At 72.6% G+C, this 22,254-nt stretch carries 16 protein-coding genes and 1 pseudogene; 10 read left to right on the forward strand and 7 right to left on the reverse strand.

Features of this window, described 5'->3' with window-relative positions; genetic code table 11:
* Positions 1-40: 40 nt before the first annotated feature.
* The 3 genes from AB4K12_RS26610 to AB4K12_RS26620 form a co-directional block, all read right to left on the reverse strand.
* Positions 41-739, reverse strand: coding sequence for an ester cyclase (locus tag AB4K12_RS26610; RefSeq protein ID WP_368436787.1), 699 nt, complete (start codon positions 737-739; stop codon positions 41-43).
* Positions 740-864: 125 nt separating this feature from the next.
* Positions 865-1,638 carry an SDR family oxidoreductase gene (locus tag AB4K12_RS26615; protein ID WP_086567108.1) on the reverse strand — a complete coding sequence of 258 codons (774 nt, stop codon included), beginning with the start codon at positions 1,636-1,638 and terminating at the stop codon, positions 865-867.
* Positions 1,639-1,706: 68 nt separating this feature from the next.
* On the reverse strand, positions 1,707-2,420 hold the full coding sequence (locus tag AB4K12_RS26620) for an MOSC domain-containing protein (protein ID WP_368436789.1): 714 nt from the start codon (positions 2,418-2,420) through the stop codon (positions 1,707-1,709).
* A 104-nt stretch (positions 2,421-2,524) separates the two neighbouring features.
* Here AB4K12_RS26620 and AB4K12_RS26625 point away from each other — a divergent pair, with 104 nt between their 5' ends.
* On the forward strand, positions 2,525-3,436 hold the full coding sequence (locus tag AB4K12_RS26625; RefSeq protein WP_086567111.1) for a LysR family transcriptional regulator: 912 nt from the start codon (positions 2,525-2,527) through the stop codon (positions 3,434-3,436).
* 194 nt (positions 3,437-3,630) lie between these two features.
* On the opposite strand, the gene AB4K12_RS26630 is transcribed toward AB4K12_RS26625, so the two are convergent.
* A complete protein-coding gene (locus AB4K12_RS26630; RefSeq protein ID WP_099199465.1) occupies positions 3,631-3,957 on the reverse strand; it encodes a WhiB family transcriptional regulator in 327 nt (108 codons plus the stop codon).
* A gap of 443 nt (positions 3,958-4,400) precedes the next feature.
* On the opposite strand from AB4K12_RS26630, the gene AB4K12_RS26635 reads away from it, so the two are divergent.
* From AB4K12_RS26635 to AB4K12_RS26655, 5 genes are all read left to right on the forward strand, one after another.
* Positions 4,401-5,012 (forward strand): response regulator transcription factor, encoded by a 612-nt coding sequence (locus tag AB4K12_RS26635; protein WP_003948568.1) that lies wholly within the window; start codon positions 4,401-4,403, stop codon positions 5,010-5,012.
* 464 nt (positions 5,013-5,476) lie between these two features.
* Positions 5,477-6,079: a sigma-70 family RNA polymerase sigma factor gene (locus AB4K12_RS26640; protein ID WP_086567115.1), complete on the forward strand. Its 603-nt coding sequence runs from the start codon at positions 5,477-5,479 to the stop codon at positions 6,077-6,079.
* 121 nt (positions 6,080-6,200) lie between these two features.
* The gene (guaB, locus tag AB4K12_RS26645) at positions 6,201-7,703 is read left to right on the forward strand and encodes an IMP dehydrogenase (RefSeq protein ID WP_368436792.1); all 1,503 of its coding nucleotides are present in this window, start codon (positions 6,201-6,203) and stop codon (positions 7,701-7,703) included.
* Between the two features lie 118 nt (positions 7,704-7,821).
* Complete coding sequence (locus tag AB4K12_RS26650; RefSeq protein WP_058046779.1) at positions 7,822-8,949, forward strand: GuaB3 family IMP dehydrogenase-related protein; 1,128 nt, start codon at positions 7,822-7,824, stop codon at positions 8,947-8,949.
* Between the two features lie 177 nt (positions 8,950-9,126).
* The gene (locus AB4K12_RS26655) at positions 9,127-10,227 is read left to right on the forward strand and encodes a rod shape-determining protein (RefSeq protein WP_362254400.1); all 1,101 of its coding nucleotides are present in this window, start codon (positions 9,127-9,129) and stop codon (positions 10,225-10,227) included.
* 57 nt (positions 10,228-10,284) lie between these two features.
* Here AB4K12_RS26655 and AB4K12_RS26660 read toward each other — a convergent pair whose 3' ends face one another.
* Positions 10,285-11,553, reverse strand: coding sequence for a nucleotide sugar dehydrogenase (locus AB4K12_RS26660; protein WP_368436794.1), 1,269 nt, complete (start codon positions 11,551-11,553; stop codon positions 10,285-10,287).
* Positions 11,554-11,842: 289 nt separating this feature from the next.
* Here AB4K12_RS26660 and AB4K12_RS26665 point away from each other — a divergent pair, with 289 nt between their 5' ends.
* Positions 11,843-13,549, forward strand: a complete 1,707-nt coding sequence (locus tag AB4K12_RS26665) for a glycerol-3-phosphate dehydrogenase/oxidase (protein WP_368436796.1) — start codon at positions 11,843-11,845, stop codon at positions 13,547-13,549.
* A gap of 5 nt (positions 13,550-13,554) precedes the next feature.
* Here AB4K12_RS26665 and AB4K12_RS26670 read toward each other — a convergent pair whose 3' ends face one another.
* Positions 13,555-14,733 carry a serine hydrolase domain-containing protein gene (locus tag AB4K12_RS26670; protein ID WP_368436798.1) on the reverse strand — a complete coding sequence of 393 codons (1,179 nt, stop codon included), beginning with the start codon at positions 14,731-14,733 and terminating at the stop codon, positions 13,555-13,557.
* Positions 14,734-14,847: 114 nt separating this feature from the next.
* Here AB4K12_RS26670 and AB4K12_RS26675 point away from each other — a divergent pair.
* A pseudogene (locus tag AB4K12_RS26675) lies at positions 14,848-16,227 on the forward strand (serine/threonine-protein kinase); the annotation flags it as partial.
* 384 nt (positions 16,228-16,611) lie between these two features.
* Positions 16,612-19,248 (forward strand): protein kinase, encoded by a 2,637-nt coding sequence (locus AB4K12_RS26680; RefSeq protein WP_368436799.1) that lies wholly within the window; start codon positions 16,612-16,614, stop codon positions 19,246-19,248.
* Between the two features lie 21 nt (positions 19,249-19,269).
* On the opposite strand, the gene AB4K12_RS26685 is transcribed toward AB4K12_RS26680, so the two are convergent.
* Positions 19,270-20,871 carry a class I adenylate-forming enzyme family protein gene (locus AB4K12_RS26685; RefSeq protein ID WP_368436801.1) on the reverse strand — a complete coding sequence of 534 codons (1,602 nt, stop codon included), beginning with the start codon at positions 20,869-20,871 and terminating at the stop codon, positions 19,270-19,272.
* 132 nt (positions 20,872-21,003) lie between these two features.
* Here AB4K12_RS26685 and AB4K12_RS26690 point away from each other — a divergent pair, with 132 nt between their 5' ends.
* On the forward strand, positions 21,004-22,251 hold the full coding sequence (locus tag AB4K12_RS26690) for an amidohydrolase family protein (RefSeq protein ID WP_368436802.1): 1,248 nt from the start codon (positions 21,004-21,006) through the stop codon (positions 22,249-22,251).
* Positions 22,252-22,254 lie beyond the last annotated feature (3 nt).

Here is a 22,254-nt window from a genome sequence, read left to right on the forward strand (position 1 = left end):
GGGACCTGGGGCCTCAGGGCCTTGGGGGGCTCAGGGCCGTCTACGAGCTCACGGCACCCAGCTGACGCAGCAGCCCCAGCATGTCGTAGACCCACCAGCTCTCCGCGATCCTCCCGTCGACGAAGCGGTGGATCGTCACCCCGTCCATGGTGACCGTCTGCCCCGTCGGCTGCAGACCCATGAAGTCGCCCTGATGGCTGCCCCGCCACGTCCAGTGGATGGTGACCTCGTCGCCCTCGGCCAGCTGACGGTGCAGGGTGAAGCCGAAGTCGAAGGCGTCCCGCCAGCCCGCCACGTCCTGCTTCATGACCTCGCGCCCGACCGCGGTCGGCTCCGCCTTGCCGATGTCGTGGTCGATGTGGTCGGCGGTGAGGAGCTCGTCGAGGAGGTCCAGGTTGCCGCCGACGGCCACCTCGTCGTAGAAGCGCCGTGCGGTCGCCTTGTTCAGCTGCTCGTCGCGGACCACGTCGAGGTCGGTGAAGGTCGGCATCCCGTCGCAGAGCGAGACCATCTCCTCGAAGATCCGGTTGGTCTCGGGGAGGTTCGAGTTCTCCATCGCCTTGGCGTAGGAGGGGAACTCGATGATCTCCACGAAGTGCTCGCTGTCGGTGTGGTCGCGGCCGACGATGGAGTGGGTGGCGGTGCGCTTGCCCTCGGTGGCGGCGACCCAGTCGTCCATGAGCCGGTTCATGTCGTCGTACCGACGCGTCTTGCAGTCGATTACCTGTACGAAAGTCATGGCGCCTCCCGGGTGATATATCCAGGTTAGTCCTGGATCGGCACACCCGAGAGGCCCGCTGTTCCGTCAGTTCGGCTCCGTCGATCCGGCTCGCCGGTTCGGTCCGGCTCGCCGGTTCGGTTCCGTCAGTTCGGCCCGTACCTGCGCCCGGTCGTGGCCCCCGCCCGCGAGACCGCCCGGCGCGGGGCCAGCTTCATCAGGCCGGCCAGCGCCTTGTAGCGCGGGTCCGGAATGGACAGCGATTTGCCGCGCGCCAGGTCCTTCAGCGCGGCCTCCACCAGCTTGTCCGCGTCCAGCCACATCCAGCCGGGAACGTTGTCCACGCCCATGCCGGCCCGCTGGTGGAACTCGGTGCGTACGAAGCCGGGGCACAGCGCCATCAGCCGCACCCCGCTCCCCGCCAGGTCCCGCGCGGCACCCTGGGTGAACTGCACCACCCACGCCTTGCTCGCCCCGTACGTCCCGCGCGGCACGAACGCGGCCACCGACGCCACGTTGACGACCCCGCCGCGCCTGCGCTCGCGCATGCCCTTGGCCGCGGCCGACGTCAGCCGCAGGACCGCCTCGCAGTGCACCTTGAGCATGGTCAGCTCGTCGGCCATCGAGACTTCGAGGTAGCGGCCCTTGTTGCCGAAGCCGGCATTGTTGACCAGCAGGTCCACCGGGTTCTTGCGGTCCGAGAGCCGGGCCTCGACGGCCGCGATGCCCTCCTCCTCCGACAGGTCCGCGCGGAGCACCTCCACCTCCACCTGGTGGCGGTCGTGGAGTTCGGTCGCCTGTTCGTTCAGCCGCTTCTCGTCGCGCGCCACGAGCACCAGGTTGTGCCCGTCGGCCGCCAGACGCCGGGCGAAGGCCGCGCCGATGCCCGCCGTCGCCCCCGTGATCAGTGCAGTCGTCATACAGGAACGTTAGTGCTCGGCGTGACCCCGTGAAGCCCTTCCCATCCCTCTCGCCGCCCCTGGGGGCCCTACGCGTCAGGCTCCTGACGTGCCGTAGCCGCCTCCTGGCGCTCCACGTAGGCCAGCGCCTTCTGCCGCACCTTCGGATCGAGCGCGTCACCGGCGGCCAGGACGGCGGGCAGCAGCGCGCGTTCGGTCGTCATGGCGCGGAAGACGACGGAGACGGACACCTCGTGGCCGGGCCGGTGGACGACCGTGACGGGGTCGCCCGCCCGGATCTCGCCGGGCGTGACGACGCGCAGGTACGCGCCCGGCGCCGCCTGCTGGGTGAACCGCCGGATCCAGCCGGCCTCTCCCAGCCAGTCCGCGAACGTACGGCAGGGAATGCGCGGCGAGGCCACCTCCAGCACCAGATCCGTACCTATGCGCCAACGCTCCCCGATCCGCGCTCCGTTGACGTCGAGCCCGCCGGTGGTGAGGTTCTCGCCGAAGGAACCGTCCGGCAGTCGCCGGCCCAGCTCGCGCTGCCAGCCGTCGAGGTCCTCGCGCGCGAACGCGTACACCGCCTGGTGGTCCCCGCCGTGATGGCGCAGGTCCACCACCGTGTCGCCGGCGACGCCGCTGCCCGCGACGCCCTTGGGGCCGGGCGCGGCCACGGCGACCGGGCCGGTCACCGGGCGCTTGTCGATGCCGGTGCGCAGGCCGTCCGCGAAGGCGCCGTCGGGGCCGGAGCGGTCGTCGGAGGTGCGGTCGCGGCCGGCGTTCACGGAGATCAGGTGCATGAGGCAAGGGTAGGCGGGAGGCTTTCCCCGTTGGCGGGTAATCGTCCTCAAAGTCACTGGCCGATATTTCCTCATCGGCCCCAAGGTGGGCTTATGCTCGAGGCATGATCGAGGCTCGTCATCTAAGGGTGCTGCGCGCGGTGGCCGGCACCGGATCCTTCTCGGCCGCGGCCCGCGAGCTGGGCTGCACGCAGCCCGCCGTGAGCCAGCAGATGAAGGCCCTGGAGCAGTCCACGGGCACCCCCCTGCTGATCCGTACGGGCCGGGAGATGCGGCTGACGGAGGCGGGCGCGGCCCTGGTGCGGCACGCCGCCGGGATTCTGGCGGGGCTGACCGCGGCCGAGGAGGAGATCGCGGCGATCGCCGGGCTGCGGGCCGGGCGGGTGCGGCTGGTTTCCTTCCCCAGCGGCAGTTCGACGCTGGTGCCGACCGCGCTCGCGGACATGCGCGCGGCGCACCCGGGCACCCAGGTGTCGCTGGTGGAGGCGGAGCCGCCGCGTTCGGTGGAGATGCTGCGCGAGGGCGACTGCGAGATCGCCCTGGCCTTCCGCTACCCCGACGTGCGCGGCGCCGATCCGGCCGCCGGAGCCGAGTGGGACGACCTGGTCGTACGGCCACTGCTGACCGACCGCCTCATCGGCGTGGTCCCGGAGGGCCACCGGCTCGCCGGGGCGGAGCGGATCGCGATAGCGGAGCTGGAGAAGGAGCCGTGGATCGCGGGCTGCCCGCGCTGCCGGCGGCATCTGGTCGAGGTGTGCGAGTCCGCGGGGTTCACGCCGCGCATCGACTTCGCGACGGACGACTACCCGGCGGTCTTCGGTCTCGTCGGCGCCGGTCTCGGCGTGGCGGTGATGCCCGAGCTGGCGCTGGAGTCGGTGCGGCCCAAGGGGGCGCGGATCGTGCCGGTGGAGCCGGTGGTGCAGCGCGAGATCGTGGCGCTCACGCTGCCGGACCTGGCCCGGGTGCCGGCGGTCGGCGCGATGCTTGACCGGCTGGCGGCCGCGGCGAGCCGGTGAGCCGGTGAGCCGGTGAGGGCCGAGCCGGGTGAGCCGATGAGCCGGTGAGCCGGTGAGCCGGTGGGTGAGGCTGCCCGGACCGCGCGAGGCCTACGGGCCGGCGCGGGGAGCGCCCGGTCCGGGGCCTGCGGTGAGCGGGGAGCCGCTCGACTACTGAAACGTTTTTTCGTGGAGCCCGGCGAGGCGGCGGGCGCTCAGGCGGTCATCGCGCCGGCGCCGGCGCCGCTTGCCGTGATGGAGCGATGCCGTGCGCGCCCCATGAGCTCCTCGCGCTCGTCCTCGGTGAGGCCGCCCCACACGCCGTAGGGCTCCCTCACCGCCAGCGCGTGCGCCGCGCACTCCGCGCGTACCGGGCAGCGCATGCACACCTCCTTGGCTGAGGTCTCCCGGGCGCTGCGGGCGGCACCGCGCTCGCCCTCGGGGTGGAAGAAGAGCGAGCTGTCGACCCCTCGGCACGCCGCCAGGAGCTGCCAGTCCCACAGGTCGGCGTTGGGACCGGGAAGGCGGGAGAAATCTGCCATTGCTTATCCCCTCGAAGCGATCGTCGCAGCGATTGGTGCTGTGACCTTGACGGGTGACCTGGTCGAAGCGATCTCATGCAGTGCCCATGCCGTTCATCCGCTATGTGAGCAGATGAAAATATGACTCATTGCGAATCTAGCCACAGACGGCAGCAAATGGGAAGAAAAACAGGTCCGAGTGGGCAAATGGGGCATAGCTTGGTCCACGGGCCGGGCGCCCCCCGTGCGCCCTGCTCCGTGTCCGCGCCCTCACGTAGAGTGCCGAACACGACCGACCGAGACCGTAACTCTTTCGGGTGACCGTCGTTGAGAGTGCGGAGACGGTTGACGCGTGAAGCAGTCGGGCGGGTGGCAGGTGCCCGGGCGTCGTCAACCGCACAGGTGACGATCAGTACCAGCCTCTGGAGGCTCAAGGTGACGCGCATCAGCTGCGGAGGGCGGCCATGACATCCGTCCTCGTCTGCGACGACTCCCCGCTTGCCCGAGAAGCGCTCCGGCGCGCGGTGGCGACCGTGCCCGGCGTCGAGCGCGTGACGACGGCGGCCAACGGCGAGGAAGTCCTCCGCCGCTGGGGCGCCGATCGTTCGGACCTCATTCTGATGGACGTACGCATGCCCGGCCTGGGCGGTGTGGAGACCGTGCGCCGGCTGCTCTCCGCCGACCCCGGCGCCCGGATCATCATGCTCACGGTGGCCGAGGACCTGGACGGCGTCGCGCTCGCGGTCGCCGCCGGGGCGCGCGGCTACCTCCACAAGGACGCCTCGCGCGCCGAGCTGCGCGCCACGGTGACCCAGGCCCTCGCCGACCCGACGTGGCGGCTCGCCCCGCGCCGGCTGCGCTCGGCGGAGATGGGCGCGGCGCCCACGCTCACCGCGCGTGAGATCCAGGTGCTGGAGGGCATGAGCCACGGGCGTTCCAACGCCGAGATCGGCCGGGAGCTGTTCCTCTCGGAGGACACCGTCAAGACCCACGCCCGGCGACTGTTCAAGAAGCTGGGCGCCTCGGACCGGGCCCACGCGGTGGCGCTCGGATTCCGCTGGGGTCTGGTCCGCTAGGGCGGGGACGTGGCGCGTGGCGCCGTGCGGTCGCGGTACGCGTCACTCGGACAGGTGGTGCGCACCGCGGCCTCATGTCGCCGCTCACGGCCCCGTCGGCCCCGGTCCCCCTGGTCGCGGGTCCGCGATCACGCCGGTCGAGGGTGCGCGCTCAGGCGTGCGATCACCCGGTGACGGGCGTCCGACTCCGAAACTCCGAGGGATGCCGCATCCTTGGAGTGTGACTCCTCCCCGGCGGAGGCCGAGGTTTCTCACTCGGCCGGAAGAGACCTCATGACGGACAGGCCCTGCCCGATGCCACGCGGCACGGGCTCAAGCTATCGGTGGAGTCGTGGGCGCGGGGCGGGTATACCCGGAAGGGGGCGACGCGAGACGTGAGTGCGAGGACACCGACGCGTAACGGTTCGACGTACAACGATGAAGGCGATGCCGTGGATCGCTTGACGTCAAGGCACCATGGACCGATGCGCGACGACGAGACCCCGGAGCCCCCCGTGGCTGCCGGACCGGGGGAGATCGGCGCCCTCGTCAGCCGCGCGGTCGAGGGCGACCGGCGGGCCACCCACGATCTGCTCGCCCTGGTGCACCCGCTCGCCCTGCGCTACTGCCGCACCCGGCTGTCGCGGCTGCCGGGCGACGCCCGGCACTTCGTGGACGACCTCGCCCAGGAGGTCTGCCTCGCGGTGCTGTGCGCCCTGCCGCGCTACCGCGACACCGGGCGCCCCTTCGAGGCCTTCGTCGTGGCCATCGCCGCGCACAAGGTCGCCGACCTGCAGCGCGCCGCCATGCGCCACCCCGGCAGCACGGCCGTGCCCTCCGACGAGATGCCCGAGCAGCCCGACGACTCGCTGGGGCCGGAGGAGCGGGCGCTGCTCAGCAGCGACGCCGAGTGGGCCAAGAAACTGCTCGCCAACCTGCCGGAGAACCAGCGCGAGCTGGTCCTGCTGCGGGTCGCGGTCGGGCTGACGGCGGAGGAGACCGGACAGATGCTGGGCATGTCGCCCGGTGCCGTGCGGGTGGCCCAGCACCGGGCGCTCAGCAGGCTGCGCGCGCTCGCCGAGCAGTGAACGCGTGGGAATTCGTAGGAATCTCTAAGTGATGCGGGACTCAGTCATCGTGGAATGGGACACGCGTGACGGCCGTTAGCATGGGAGTCCTCGCTGGGGCAAGACCATTTGGGAAGGTGTCATGACTGACAACGTCGACGGAATGCCCGGGAAATTCGCGATGCTCGGTCTGACATACGACGACGTCCTGCTGCTGCCGGGCGCCTCCGAGGTCCTGCCGAACGGCGTGGACACCTCCTCGCGGGTTTCGCGGAACGTACGAGTCAACATCCCGCTGCTGTCCGCCGCCATGGACAAGGTCACCGAGGCGCGCATGGCCATCGCCATGGCCCGCCAGGGTGGCGCGGGCGTGCTGCACCGCAACCTCTCCATCGAGGACCAGGCCAACCAGGTCGACCTCGTCAAGCGCTCCGAGTCCGGCATGGTCTCGGACCCGATCACGGTCCGCCCGGACGCCACGCTGGCCGAGGCGGACGCCCTGTGCGCCAAGTTCCGCATCAGCGGTGTGCCGGTCACCGACCCGGCGGGCAAGCTGCTGGGCATCGTCACCAACCGCGACATGGCCTTCGAGGTGGACCGCAGCCGCGCCGTCCGCGAGATCATGACCCCGATGCCGCTGGTGACGGGCAAGGTCGGCATCTCCGGCGAGGACGCCATGGAGCTGCTGCGCCGCCACAAGATCGAGAAGCTGCCGCTGGTGGACGACGCCGGCGTGCTCAAGGGCCTCATCACGGTTAAGGACTTCGTCAAGGCCGAGAAGTACCCCAACGCCGCCAAGGACGCCGAGGGCCGCCTGGTCGTCGGTGCCGCGGTGGGCGTCGGCCCCGAGGCCTTCGAGCGCGCCCAGGCGCTCGTCGAGGCCGGTGCCGACTTCCTGGTCGTCGACAGCGCCCACGGCCACAGCCGCGGCATCCTCGACATGATCGCCAAGGTCAAGTCCAACATCAACGTCGACGTGGTCGGCGGCAACGTCGCCACCCGTGACGGCGCCCAGGCCCTGATCGACGCCGGCGTGGACGGCGTCAAGGTCGGCGTCGGCCCGGGCTCGATCTGCACCACCCGCGTCGTCGCCGGCATCGGCGTCCCGCAGGTCACCGCCATCTACGAGGCCGCCCAGGCCTGCCACGCCGCCGGCGTCCCGCTGATCGGCGACGGTGGCCTGCAGTACTCGGGCGACATCGCCAAGGCGATCGCCGCCGGCGCCGACACGGTGATGCTCGGCTCGCTGCTCGCGGGCTGCGAGGAGTCGCCGGGCGAGATGGTCTTCATCAACGGCAAGCAGTTCAAGTCGTACCGCGGCATGGGCTCCCTGGGCGCCATGCAGTCCCGCGGCCAGGCGCGCTCCTTCTCCAAGGACCGCTACTTCCAGGACAACGTCCTCTCCGAGGACAAGCTGGTCCCCGAGGGCATCGAGGGCCAGGTTCCCTACCGCGGCCCGCTGGCCTCGGTGGCCCACCAGCTCATCGGCGGCCTGCGCGCCTCCATGGGCTACGTCGGCTCGGCGGACATCCAGGAGCTCAAGGACAAGGGCCGCTTCGTGCGGATCACGTCCGCGGGCCTCAAGGAGAGCCACCCGCACGACATCCAGATGACGGTTGAAGCCCCGAACTACTCCCGCCGGTAGTAGTAGGAGCTTCGCACAGCGCCCCCGGAGCCCGCAGCCGCCAGGCCGCGGGCTCCGCCGCGTCGGGGATACTGGTATGCGGCAGACGGAGCGCCAAGGAAAGTGAAAGGCCACAGACGTGACTGAGATCGAGATCGGGCGCGGCAAGCGCGGCCGCCGGGCGTACGCGTTCGACGACATCGCCGTCGTCCCGAGTCGCCGTACCCGCGACCCCAAGGAGGTCTCGATCGCCTGGCAGATCGACGCCTACCGCTTCGAGCTGCCGTTCCTGGCCGCCCCCATGGACTCGGTCGTCTCGCCCGAGACCGCCATCCGCATCGGTGAGCTGGGCGGCCTGGGCGTGCTGAACCTCGAGGGTCTGTGGACCCGCCACGAGGACCCGGAGCCGCTGCTCGCCGAGATCGCCGAGCTGGACGAGACCGCCGCGACCAAGCGTCTCCAGGAGATCTACGCCGAGCCGATCAAGGAAGAGCTGATCGGGCAGCGCATCAAGGAGGTCCGCGACTCCGGTGTCGTGACCGCCGCCGCGCTCTCCCCGCAGCGCACCGCGCAGTTCTCCAAGGCCGTCGTCGACGCCGGCGTGGACATCTTCGTCATCCGCGGCACGACGGTCTCCGCCGAGCACGTCTCCGGCGCCGCCGAGCCGCTGAACCTCAAGCAGTTCATCTACGAGCTCGACGTGCCGGTCATCGTCGGCGGCTGCGCCACGTACACCGCCGCCCTGCACCTGATGCGCACCGGTGCCGCCGGTGTCCTCGTCGGCTTCGGCGGTGGCGCCGCGCACACCACCCGTAACGTCCTGGGCATCCAGGTCCCGATGGCGACCGCCGTCGCCGACGTCGCCGCCGCCCGCCGCGACTACATGGACGAGTCCGGCGGCCGCTACGTCCACGTCATCGCCGACGGCGGCGTGGGCTGGTCCGGCGACCTGCCCAAGGCCATCGCCTGCGGTGCCGACGCCGTCATGATGGGCTCCCCGCTCGCCCGCGCCACCGACGCGCCGGGCCGGGGCTTCCACTGGGGCATGGAGGCCGTCCACGAGGACGTGCCGCGCGGCAAGCGCATGAACCTGGGCACGGTCGGCTCCACCGAGGAGATCCTCACCGGTCCCTCGCACACCCCGGACGGCTCCATGAACATGTTCGGCGCCCTGCGCCGCGCCATGGCCACCACCGGCTACAGCGACCTGAAGGAGTTCCAGCGTGTCGAGGTGACGGTCGCCCCGTCGCAGCACGACAAGCGCTGACGCCTCGTCGGTGACTTCGCGCAGGGCCCGGGCCGCTTCGGCGGTCCGGGCCCTTTGCCGTGCCGCCTGCCGTGCCGCCTGCCGTGCCGCCTGCCGTGCCGCCTTGTCGTGACTGCCGGGGCTGTACGCTCCGTTCGCTCCGTATAAAGGTTCGAGCATAGGGAATACTGACGACTTATGGCGCAAAGCAAGTCGTTCAGCGGCAGGGACATGGGCATCGACCTCGGCACCGCCAACACGCTGGTGTACGTGCGGGGGAAGGGGGTGGTGCTCAACGAACCGTCGGTCGTCGCCGTCAACGCCGAGGACGGCAGCGTGCTGTCGGTCGGCTTCGAGGCCAAGGAGACCATCGGCCGCACCCCCTCGAACATCGTGGCCATCCGCCCGATGCGGGACGGCGTCATAGCCGACTTCGAGGTGGCCGAGCGGATGCTGCGCCACTTCATCAAGAAGGTCATGGGCAACCGCCGCTTCTCCCGGCCGCGCGTCGTGGTGTGCGTCCCGTCCGGCATCACGGGCGTCGAGCGCCGCGCCGTCATCGAGGCCGCGTCGCAGGCCGGGGCCCGTCAGGTGCACCTCGTCGAGGAGCCGATGGCGGCGGCGATCGGCGCGGGCCTGCCGGTCAGCGAGCCCACCGGCTGCATGGTCGTCGACATCGGCGGCGGCACCACCGAGGTCGCCGTGATCTCCCTGGGCGGCATCGTCACCGCGCGCTCGGTGCGGACGGCCGGCGACGCGATGGACGCGGCGATCATGTCGTACATCAAGAAGGAGTACGCCCTCGCGATCGGTGAACGCACCGCCGAGGAGATCAAGATGAGCATCGGCTCGGCCTCGCCCACCGGCTACTCGTCGTCGGACGCGGCCGGCGGCGACCCGGAGGAGACCCAGGGCCTGCGGCCCGGGGACCGGCTCACCATCCGGGGCCGCGACCAGGTCAGCGGCCTGCCCAAGACGCTGGAGCTGACCGCCGACGAGATCCGGCACGCCCTGACCGAGCCGGTGGACGCGATCGTGATGGCCGTGCGCCAGACCCTCGACGAGACGCCGCCCGAGCTGTCCGGCGACATCATGGACCGCGGCATCGTCCTCACCGGCGGCGGCGCGCTGCTGCGCGGCCTCGACGTGCGGCTGAGCCAGGAGCTCGACATTCCGGTGATCGTCGCCGACGAGCCGCTCGACTGCGTGGCCGTCGGCACCGGGCGCTGCGTGGAGGACTTCGCCTCGCTGCGCACCGTCCTGGACGCGCAGCCCCGGATGCTGTCGGGACGGCTGTAGGGGTCGGCTGTAGGGGTCGGCTTTCGACAGGGCCCGTGCCGGCCCATCGGACACGCCCTAGAGCCGGTGGGCGCCGGCGGGGCTCGCGCCGCGGGTGTCCAGCAGGAGCTGGGCCTTGACCGTGAGCCCCTGCAGGTCGTACGAGCGGTGGTGCTGGAGAAGCACCGTCAGGTCGGCGGCGGCAGCGGCCTCCAGGGGGCAGTCGGCGCGGGGCACGGGCTGGCCCAGGACGCGCCACTGCGGCACGTGCGGGTCGTGGTACCTCAGCTGGGCGCCCATCTCCGTCAGCCGGGCGGCGATCTCCCGGGCGGGCGAGCCCTCCTGGTCGCCCAGGTCGGCCTTGTAGCCGACGCCCAGCAGCAGCACGCGGGCCCCGCGCGCGGACTTGCCGTGCTCGTTGAGGAGGGTGGCGCAGCGCTGGATGACGTAGCGCGGCATCCGGCCGTTGACCTCCTGCGCCAGCTCCACCATGCGCAGCGGGTAGCCGAGGCTGCGGCCCCTGTAGGAGATGTAGTTGGGGTCGATGGGCACCCCGTGGCCGCCCACGCCCGGGCCCGGGCGGAAGGCCTGGAAGCCGAACGGCTTGGTCTCGGCGCAGCGTACGACGTCCCAGAGGTCGACGCCGATGTCATGGCAGAAGACGGCCATCTCGTTGGCGAGCGCGATGTTGACGTGCCGGTAGTTGGTCTCCAGCACCTTGACCGCCTCGGCCTCCCGGGGGCCGCGCGCGCGGACGACGCGTTCGCAGATGCGTCCGTAGAAGGCGGCCGCGGCCTCCGTGCAGGCCGGGGTGAGGCCGCCGATGACCTTGGGGGTGTTGGTGTAGCCGTACTCGCGGTTGCCGGGGTCGAGGCGGCTGGGGGAGTAGGCGAGGTGGAAGTCCTTGCCGGCGCGCAGGCCGGAGCCCTCCTCGAGGATGGGGCGGAGGTATTCCTCCGTGGTGCCGGGGTAGACGGCGGACTCCAGGAGCACGGTGGTGCGCGGGCGCAGCCGGGCCGCGAGGGCGCGGGCGGCCTCGCCGATGGGGCTCAGGTCCAGTGCCCGGTCCTCGCCGAGCCGGGTGGGGGCGCAGATCACGGCCGTACGCACCCTGCCGAGCTCGGCGTCCTCGGTCGTGGCGCGGAAGCCGGCCGAGAGCATGCGGCGGATGCCGGCGGCGGTCAGGGATCCGTCGCAGACCTCGGAGGGGACGCGGCCGGCCCGCAGCTCGGCGACCCTCCGGGGGTCGGTGTCGTAGCCGACGGTGGCGATGGCGGCGGCGGTGGCGGCCTGGGCGAGGGGTAGTCCCAGGTGGCCGAGACCGATGACGGCGAGATCTGCGGGCATAGGGGGAGGCGGTCCTTCCCGGAGGGGATTACCGGCGGGTTTCCGGCGGGGTAGGCCGTTACATCAGGTTAGGCGGATATATGACTGTTTTCCTGTATTGCCGTGGGAGAGTCGGTGCCGCGCCGGGGTGGTGACGCGGTTCCGGCGCGGCCCGCACGGCGGATCTGGGGCAGCATCGAAGGAGGACGGGTGCCCGCCCGGCGCGGCGAGGGAGCGACGGGGGGCGTGCGGCGGCGGCAGTGACGGGTCACCGGCAACGACGGCGAGAGCGGTCAGGCGGGAGGCAATGGTGAGGACGGCGACACTCGGTCCGGCCGAGCGCGGTGAGGCGCTCGCCCGGATGGCGGAGCGGGAACTGGACATCCTGGTGGTCGGCGCCGGCGTCGTCGGCGCGGGCACCGCGCTGGACGCGGCCACGCGCGGGCTCACGACCGGGCTCGTCGAGGCGCGCGACTGGGCCGCGGGCACCTCCAGCCGGTCCAGCAAGCTCATCCACGGCGGCCTGCGCTACCTGGAGATGCTGGACTTCGCCCTGGTGCGCGAGGCCCTGAAGGAGCGCGGCCTGCTGCTGCAGCGGCTCGCCCCGCACCTGGTGAAGCCCGTGCCCTTCCTCTACCCGCTCCAGCACAGAGGCTGGGAGCGCTTCTACGCCGGGTCGGGCGTGGCCCTCTACGACGCGATGTCCGTCTCCTCCGGCCACGGCCGCGGCCTGCCCACGCACCGTCACCTCACCCGCAGGAAGGCGCTGAGCGTCGCGCCGTGCCTGCGCAAGGACGCCCTGATCGGCGCCCTGCAGTACTACGACGCCCAGATGGACGACGCGCGCTACGTCACCACCCTCGTGCGCACGGCCGCCGCCTACGGCGCCGACGTCGCCAACCGGGCGCGGGTCGTGGGCTTCCTGCGCGAGGGCGAGCGCGTGGTCGGGGCGCGCGTACGGGACCTGGAACAGGGCGGCGAATTCGAGATCCGCGCCCGCCAGATCGTCAACGCCACCGGAGTGTGGACGGACGACACGCAGCAGCTCATCGCCGAACGCGGACAGTTCCACGTACGCGCCTCCAAGGGCATCCACCTGGTCGTGCCCAAGGACCGCATCCATTCCACCACGGGCCTGATCCTGCGCACGGAGAAGAGCGTGCTCTTCGTGATCCCCTGGGGCAGGCACTGGATCATCGGCACCACGGACACCGACTGGGGCCTGGACAAGGCCCACCCCGCCGCCTCCAGCGCCGACATCGACTACCTGCTGGAGCACGTGAACTCCGTGCTCGCGGTCCCCCTGACGCGCGACGACGTGCAGGGCGTCTACGCGGGGCTGCGCCCGCTGCTGGCCGGCGAGTCGGACGCCACCAGCAAGCTCTCACGGGAGCACACCGTGGCCCATCCGGTGCCCGGGCTCGTGGTCGTGGCGGGCGGCAAGTACACCACGTACCGCGTGATGGCGAAGGACGCCGTGGACGAGGCGGTGCACGGGCTTGCCCAGCGGGTGGCGGACTGCGTCACGGAGGACGTCCCCCTGGTGGGCGCCGAGGGCTACCGCGCGCTGTGGAACGGCCGCGCCCAGCTCGCGCGGCGCACGGGCCTGCACGTGGCCCGCGTGGAGCACCTGCTCAACCGCTACGGCTCGCTGGTGGACGAGGTGCTCTCCTACGTCCTGGCCGACCCCGCGCTCGGCGAGCCGCTGACCGGGGCCGAGGACTATCTGCGCGCGGAGGTCGTCTACGCCGCCTCGCACGAGGGGGCGCGCCATCTCGACGACGTCCTCACGCGGCGGACACGGATCTCGATCGAGACCTTCGACCGGGGGACGCGCAGCGCCCGGGAGACCGCCGAGCTCATCGCGCCCGTGCTGGGCTGGGACGCGGCGCAGGTCGACAAGGAGGTCGAGCACTACGAGAAGCGCGTGGAGGCCGAGCGCGAGTCGCAGCGGCAGCCCGACGACCTGACGGCGGACGCGGCCCGGCTGGGGGCGCCGGAGATCCAGCCGGTCTAGCCGGTCTAGCCGGTCCGGCCGGTGCGGTGGGTGGGGCAGAACGCCGTGCTCAGGAGCTTCGCTTCGGCCGTCCGGGAGATGTCCGCGTCGCTGTTGACGCGGTAGCTGACCACACGTCGGCCGTCGGTGGTGGCGAGGGTCTGTACGTACGAGCCGTTGATCTCGCCGTTGTGCCCCCACACCGTGCGCCGGCAGGGCAGCCGGACGGGGAACAGGCCCAGGCCGTACCGGCCGCCGGACGCCGTGGTGTCCCGCATGGCCCGCAGCTGCGCCGGGGGCAGCAGGTCCCCGCCGAGCAGGGCGGCGAAGAAACGGTTGAGGTCGGGGAGGGTGGAGACCAGCTCGCCCGCGGCACCCGCGGCGGACGGGTTGAGGTCCGTGACGTCGGTGACCCCGTCGTCAGGGCCGGGGCCTGACGGGCTGTACGCCCGGCCGTGCGGGGAGGGGAGAGTGGTCCGGACACCGGGGAAGCTGGTGCCGGTGAGGCGCAGGGGGGTGATGACCCGGTGCCGGGCCTCGGCGGCGTAGGACCGTCCGGTGACCTGACGGATGACCATGCCGAGGAGGAGATAGTCGGTGTTGGAGTAGCGGTAGCCGCTGCCGGGCGGCGCGTACGCGGGGTGGGCGAGCGCGGTCCGCAGCAGGGTGTCCGCGGTGTGGTGCTCGTAGCGGTGGGCGGCGAAGCCGGCGCCGAAGACGCGACCGAAGAAGGCGCGGTCGTCGGTGTAGGAGAAGAGGCCGCTGGTGTGTTCGAGGAGTTGGCGGACCGTGACCGGGCGGTCGTGTTCCGGTCCGTCGGGTCCCGGGCGGCGGAGGGCGGCCGCCGCGTCGGCAGGGAGGTGACGGGTGACCGGATCGTCCAGATCGAGCCGGTGTTCGGCCACGAGCTGGAGGGCGACGGTGGCGATGACCGTCTTGGTGATGCTCCCGGCGCGGAAGCGGTCGGTGGGAAGGATGCGGCGTCCGGTACGGACGTCCGCGACGCCCGCCGTGGTGAACCGGACCGCCCCATGAGCGTCTTGTGACAGCTCGGCCGCGCCGGGAACCGTACGTTCCGAAACGAGGTCCTCTACAGGGGAGCGGGCGCCGGCGCCACCGCCTCCCGTCGTCACCGAAACCGCCACGGCGCAGCTCAGCGCGGCCATGGCCGCCGTGAGGCGTGGGAAGGCGGCACGCGTCGGCATGCGCTCATCATCCATGGCCTCTCGGACCCTGGCCTTCCGCCGGTCCGCGGATGAGAGACAATGGTCGCTCTGCCAGGGTCGGTTGGTCGCAGAGCTGATTGCCAGAGGGGACGCATGTCGGAGGCGGAGCAGACGCAGGGCACGGCAGGGCGCCTCCTCGCCGGGCGATACCGCCTCGGGGACGTCCTCGGGCGTGGTGGCATGGGTACGGTCTGGCGGGCTACGGACGAGACCCTGGGCCGAGTGGTCGCGGTGAAGGAGCTGCGCTTCCCGGCCAACATCGACGAGGACGAGAAGCGCCGCCTCATCACGCGCACGCTGCGTGAGGCGAAGGCCATTGCCCGCATCCGCAGCGCCGGCGCGGTCACGGTCTACGACGTCGTGCACGAGGACGACCGTCCGTGGATCGTCATGGAGCTCATCGAGGGCCGCTCCCTCGCCGACGTCATCCGCGAGGACGGGCCGCTGAAGTGGCGCAGAGCCGCCGAGGTGGGCCTCGCCGTGCTCGACGTGCTGCGCGCCGCGCACCGCGAGGGCATCCTGCACCGCGACGTGAAGCCGTCCAACGTCCTCATCGCCGACGACGGCCGTGTCGTCCTCACCGACTTCGGCATCGCCCAGGTCGAGGGCGACCCGTCGGTCACCTCGACCGGCATGCTGGTCGGCGCCCCCTCGTACATATCCCCCGAACGGGCCCGCGGCCAGAAGCCCGGCCCCCCGGCCGACCTGTGGTCCCTGGGCGGCCTGCTCTACGCCGCCGTCGAGGGCGTTCCGCCCTACGACAAGGGCTCGGCCATAGCGACCCTCACCGCCGTCATGACGGAGCCCCTGGGGCCGCCGCGCAACGCCGGCCCGCTGGCCGAGGTGATGTACGGGCTGCTCGCCAAGGACCCGCAGAAGCGGCTCGACGAGGCCGGCGCGCGGGCGCTGCTGACCGACGCCGTCAACGCCCCGGACGAGCGCCTGCCCAAGCCTCCGGAGCCCGTCGCCCCCGACCTGGACGCCACCCAGGCCATCGCCGTTCCGGTCATACCGGAGAAGCCCTCCGCCTCGTCCTTCCGGTCGTCGTCCAAGGCGAAGAGGGACGACTACGGCTACGGCGGCCGTTCGTCGTCGGCGTCCTCATCGGCCCCGTCCACGGGCTCCTCGTCCGGACGGTCCTCCTCCCGGTCCTCGTACTCGGCCTCCGCCGGCGGGGCGCGCCCCGGCGACGCGGCCACCGAACGGACCCGCGGCGCCTTCCGCCCCCTGCGGGACGACACCCTCTCGAGCTCGTCCGTCACGGCCGACCCGGAGGGGTCGGACCAGCCCGTGCGGCTGCGCGTGGGGAGCGTCGCCGCCAACGCCCGCGGCAACCGTGGGGGGCGCGTCACGACGTACGGCCGTGCGTCGATCACCGACGTCGTGCCGCGCCGCGTCCTGCTCGCCGCCGCGGTCGTCGTCGTGCTGGCCGTCATCGGCACCGTCCTCGCCCTCGCCCTGAGCGGCGAGGACAAGGGCGACAACGGCAAGAACGGCTCCACCCCGCACAAGAAGGCCTCGGTCTCCGTCTCCGTCCCCGTCGTGGCACCCCTGGACGGGGTCGGGGCGTACGAGGAGTAGGACGGCGCCCGCGGATCGTTCCGCGCGCAAACCGACGGCGGGAACAGCGCGAACCGGCCCGCCCTCCCCGCGGGAGCCGCCCCCGGGGCATACCCGTTGCCGGGCCGGGGGACGTACTGAGCCGTACGGGCCCGAAGGGGCGGGTTCGGCACGTATCGTGAGTCCTCGTGGACCGTACGCAGCCGCAATAAGCAGCGGAACGACCGGCTTTGACGGTTGTTCGGGCAATGGTGGTGGATCGCACGTTTGGGCGGATCGCACGATTGGGGAGGCGTCGTGGACGACTACGCGGGCCGGGTGCTCGCCGACCGCTACCGCCTTCCGTTGCCACCTTCCGAGGCGTTCGACCTCGTGGAGACCCGGGCCTTCGACACATACAGCGGTCAGGAGGTCCTGGTCCGGCAGATCCCCCTGCCGGAGGTCGTGGACGCCGAGGTCGTCGGCGACGGAAGGCCGTACGGCGGGGCCGGGCCCCGGGGCGGCGGCAGAGCGGGGAGCGCGGGCACGGGGCGTGGGGCCCAGGGCGCCGCCGACCCCGCGGTGCGCCGCGCGCTGACGGCCGCGACCGCCGCCGCGCAGATTCCCGACCACCCCCGGCTCGACCAGGTCTTCCACGTCTTCGCCGAGGCCGGCAGCCTCTGGATCGTCAGCGAACTGGTCTCCGCCCGTCCCCTCGCCGCGCTCCTCGCCGAGCGCACCCTCTCCCCGCACCGCGCCGCCGAGGTGGCCGCCGACGTCCTTGCCGCCCTGCGCGCGCTGCACTCCCAGGGCTGGACCCACCGCAACATCACCACCCGCACGGTCCTCATCTGCGACGACGGCCGCGCCATCCTCACCGGCCTGGCCGCCGGCGCGGCCGAGGAGGCGCTGTGCGGCTACGACCCCGTTCCCCGGCCCCCGGCGGCCCGGCGTCCCCCGTACGCCCCGGGCCAGGGCGGTGCCGTCCTGCCGCGTCAGGGCGTGCCGGGTGCCGCGGGCAGCGGACCGGCCGCGGGGCGTGGGGCCGGCGTTCACGGCGGTGCGGCCGGTGTCGGCTCCGGCGCCGGTGCCGCGCCGGGCAGTGGGGCCGGAGGGAAGGCGGCCGGTGTGCCGCCGCAGGGCGGCCCCGCCTACCGGGACCAGGGTCCGGCGGGCCCCGTCGCGCGCATCGACGCCGCCGGCGGTGGCCCGAACGCACCCCAGAGCTCGCGGGCCGTGCGCTCCGGAGCCATCGCCGCCTACCACGCGGCGACCCGTGCCGCCGCGCGCGCGGCGGCCGAGACCGGCTCCACGCCGTCGACCGGGGCCTCCACCTGGGGCGGCGGCAGTGCCGCGAGCGGTACGGCCCCCGCGCCCGACGCCACGCCGCCGTGGAGCGCGGGCTCCCCGGTGCACGGCCCGCCCTCGAGCCGCGACGGGCGCTCCGGCAACGCCGCCCCGCCCTCGGCGGGCGTCCGGCCCGACAAGCCCGGGGCCCCGGATGCGGCCGTGCCGGGGAAGGCCCGGCCCGGCGAGTCGGCTGTCCCTTCCGCCATTCCTGCCACTCCCGCTGCTTCCGCCGTCCACCCCTCCGGCGAGAGCTGGGGCCCGCCCGCCAGCCCCGGCAGCGCCCTCGACGCCGAACGGGCCCGGCAGGCGCGCATGGTCGTCGTCGGCGCCGTCACCGAGCGCTGGGCACCGGAACAGGCCTGGCCGGTGCGGGAGAACTGGCAGCTCGCGCCGCCCGTGGGCCCCGCCGCCGACCTCTGGGCGCTGGGCGCCCTGCTCTTCCGCGTCGTCCAGGGCCACGCCCCCTACCCCGAGGAGAGCACCGCCGAGCTCGTCCAGGTCGTCTGCGCGGAGCCACCCGCGTACGCCGAGGAGTGCGGCGCCCTGCGTCCCGTCGTCGAATCGCTGATGCGCAAGGACCCGGGCGAGCGGCCGGAGTTCGAGGAGCTCCGCGGCTGGCTCCGCTCGCTGATCCGCTCGGCCCCGGAACCGGACATCGGCAGCCGTACGGTCACCGTGCCGTCGATCGGTCCCGCCGCGCCGGCCGACGCGCGCCGCCTGCCGGTGGTCCGGCGACGCGGTGAGGTGGCCCGCCGCCGCGGCCGCACCTCCGCCGCCGGCCCGCCGGCGCCGGGCGGTCACGGGCGCCACAAGCGGACGGCCAAGGAGCGGGGCGGGGCCGCGCGGAGTCATGGCCACGGCGGCTTCACCACGGGACACCTGCAGGAGCAGTTCGCAGGCACCGCGCCCTCCCCGCAACGCCTGGGACGGCTGCTGCTGGGCCTGATCCTGCTCGCCCTGATCGGAGCCGTGCTCTACGCCCTGCTGTTCATGCCGCGAACGGACGAGAGCGCGGGCGGGGCCCCGGCCGACCGCACCGGCACCGCCGGAGCGCTGAGCGCGGCCACCGGAAGCCCCGCCGCCGAAGGCCGGGCCGGCCGGGCCACCGCCACCGGCGCCCAGGAGGAACGGACCGACGGGACCGGCAGCCTCCCCAAGGAATTCGCCCTGCGCAAGGACCCCGGGGGATTCAGCGTGGCCGTGGCGGAGGACTGGCGGCGGCGCGGCGAGAACGAACGCGGCCAGGTCGTCTACGTCGGCGGGGACTACGAACTGATCATCGTGCCCGGCCGCGACAAGGTCGCGGAGTTCGGCAGCGACCCGATGGCCTACCAGCAGGACAAGGAGCCCGAACTGGCCCCCTACCGGTCCTCCTCCTGGTCCGGCTCCTCCGGCCTGCGCCGCGTCGACGTCGGCGGCACGGCCACCGCCGAGGGCGCCTTCAACTGGAACGACAGCAGCGGCCGTCAGGTCTACGTACGCAACGCCGCCATGATCCTTTCGGGCCGCTATCACCTGGTGCAGGTCAGGGGCCCGATGGACGAACAACGCTCGGTCGACGCCTTCTTCGAGCGGGCCAGGGACACCTACCGCGCCCAGCAGTGAGTCCTCCGGCGGTCGGGGTGATCAGCCGGAGAAGCGCTCGCGCAGCTGGTACTTGAGTACCTTGCGGAGGGTGTCGTTGCGCGGCAGTTCCTCCACGAGCTCCAGCTGCTCGGGAAGCTTGTGCACCGCCAGCCCGGCGGCCCGCAGGTGGGTCGTCATGTCGTCGAGGGTCAGCGGCTCGGCCGCCGGGGGCTGCTGGACGACCGCGCAGACGCGTTCCCCGCGGGCGGGGTCGGGCAGGCCGATGACGGCGACGTCCGCCACGCCCGGATGACCGTGGAGCAGCTGCTCGATCTCCAGCGCGGAGACGTTCTCGCCCTTGCGGATGATGATGTCCTTCGTGCGCCCGGTGAGCACGAGGTACCCGTCCTCGGTGAGGTGCCCGAGGTCGCCGGTGACGAGCCGGCCGTCCGCGTCGAACGCCTCGGCGGTGCGCTCCGGGTCGAGGTACCCCTGGCACACGGCTTCGCCCCGCAGCCGTACCTCCCCCTCGACGCCGGCCGGCACCGGGCGTCCGTCCGCGCCGACGACGCTGATCTCCATCCCGGCGCGAGGCCGCCCCTCGGTGGTGGCCAGCCTGTCCGGGGGATCGTCCGGGGAGCCCATCGTGATCATGGGCGCCTCCGTCATGCCGTAGCCGTGGGCCAGGACGCACCCCAGCTCGCGGACGACCTCGTCGTACAGCCCAGGCGGCCGGGGCGCGCCCCCGCCCGCCATGAGCCGGAGGGTGGGGATCAGTCTGCGGGTGGGGTCCTTGCGCTGTTCGGCGAGGAACATCGCGTAGAAGGCGGTCGAGCCGCCCGCCATGGTCACGCCGTGCCGCCGGTACGCGCCCAGCGACTCCGGCAGGGCGAAGTGCTCCAGTAGGAGGGAGGGGATGCCTTCGAGGAGCGTCATCACCGTGTAGTCGGGGCCGGCCACGTGCGCGTAGGGGAAGGCCATGGAACCCACGTCGTCGGGCGCGAGGCCGAGGGCGTCGGCGAGGCAGGATCCGGCCGCGATGAGGCTGCGGTCCGTGTGGAGGGCGCCCTTGGGGGCGGAGGTGGTGCCGGACGTCCAGTAGACCCAGCGGACCTCCGTGCCGTCGGTGGGCGGTGGCGGCAGGACTGTGGCGTCGGCCTCGGGGAGGGTGCCGTGGACGGTGAGGACCAGGGGCCGGGCGGCCAGGGCGGAGGTGAGCCGGCGGGCCATCGCGAGGTGGTCGAACCCGCGCCATACGCCGGGCACCACCAAGACCTCGGCCCCGGTGGCCCGCAGGGCGTGGCCGACCTCCCGGTCGCGGCAGGAGGGGATGAGGGGCGTCTGCAGGGCGCCCAGCCGGGCCAGCGCGAATGTCAGGACGACGGTCTCGATGCGTGTGGGCAGCTGCCAGGCCACCCGGCTCCCGGGCCGCACTCCCAGGAGGTGGAGCCACGCCGCGACACGCTCCGCCCGGGCCCGCAGGTCGCCGAACGTCAGGCTCCGGTCGCCGTCGGCTTCGTCGGCACCTCCGCCCATGGGGCCCCGGGCGGGTTCGCCGGCCTGGATCAGCGCGAGTGCCCGTGGTGTGAGGGCGGCACGGCGGTCCAGCAGCTCCCACAGGGTGCGTGAGCCGGCCAGTTCGTGTGCGGTGCCGGACAGCATCGCGGCCCCCCTCCTCGAGATGACGCATCGTCATATCCGCCGGGAGCGTAGGCCCGCACGCCTTGTCGGTCCAGGGGGTGCGGTCTAGCCTCGGCTAGAACTGACGGAACGTCAGATGTGGAGGGAGTCCCCATGGACCTGCCGCGCATCGTCAGCGTCGACGACCACGTCATCGAGCCCGCCCACCTCTTCGAGACCTGGCTGCCGACCAAGTACCGCGACCGTGGCCCCCGGCCGCTGACCCACGGCATCGGCGAGCTGCGGTACATCGGCGGCACGTACCGGCTCACCATGGACCCCGACGGACCGCCGGCCGACTGGTGGATCTACGAGGACCTCCGCTTCCCGTACAAGCGCACCATCGCCGCCGTCGGATTCGACCGCGACGACATGACCCTCGAGGGCATCACCCGCGAGGAGATGCGGCCCGGCTGCTGGGATCCCGCCGAACGCCTGAAGGACATGGACCTCAACCACGTCGAGGCGTCCCTGTGCTTCCCGACCTTCCCCCGCTTCTGCGGTCAGACCTTCGCCGAGGCGCACGACAAGGAGGTGGCCCTCGCGTGCGTCCGCGCCTACAACGACTGGATGGTCGAGGAGTGGTGCGGCGACAGCGGCGGGCGGCTCATCCCCCTGTGCGTCGTCCCGCTCTGGGACGTCGGCCTCGCCGTCGCGGAGATCCGCCGGAACGCCGCCCGCGGCGTCCGGGCCATGACCTTCAGCGAGCTCCCCACCCACCTGGGTCTGCCCAGCATCCACACGGGCTACTGGGACCCCCTCTTCGCCGCCTGCCAGGAGACCGGCACCGTCGTCAACATGCACATCGGCTCCTCCTCGCAGATGCCCGCCGCCTCCCCCGACGCACCGGCCGCCGTCCAGGCGACCCTGTCCTTCAACAACGCCATGGCGTCGATGTCCGACTACCTCTTCAGCGGCGTCCTCGTCCGCTTCCCCCGGTTGAAACTCGCCTACAGCGAGGGGCAGATGGGCTGGATACCGTACGCCCTGGAGCGGGCGGACGACGTCTGGCGCGAGCACCGGGCCTGGGGCGGTGTGCGCGACCTGATCCCCGAACCGCCCTCCACCTACTACTACCGGCAGATCTTCTGCTGCTTCTTCCGCGACAAACACGGCATCGCGTCCCTCGACGCGGTGGGCCGCGACAACGCCACCTTCGAGACCGACTACCCCCACGTCGACTCCACCTTCCCGCACACCGAACAGGTGGCTCTCGACCACGTCCGCGGCCTGGACGAGGAAACCGTCCACAAACTGATGCGGGGCAACGCCATCCGGATGCTCGGCCTGGACCTCGACGCGGCCCCTGCCCCGGACCCGGCGTCGGCCCCGGAGCGCGGCGTCGGCCCTGCGGACGCGTGACCA

The organism is Streptomyces sp. C36, from assembly GCF_040932295.1.
Taxonomy (GTDB): domain Bacteria; phylum Actinomycetota; class Actinomycetes; order Streptomycetales; family Streptomycetaceae; genus Streptomyces; species Streptomyces triculaminicus.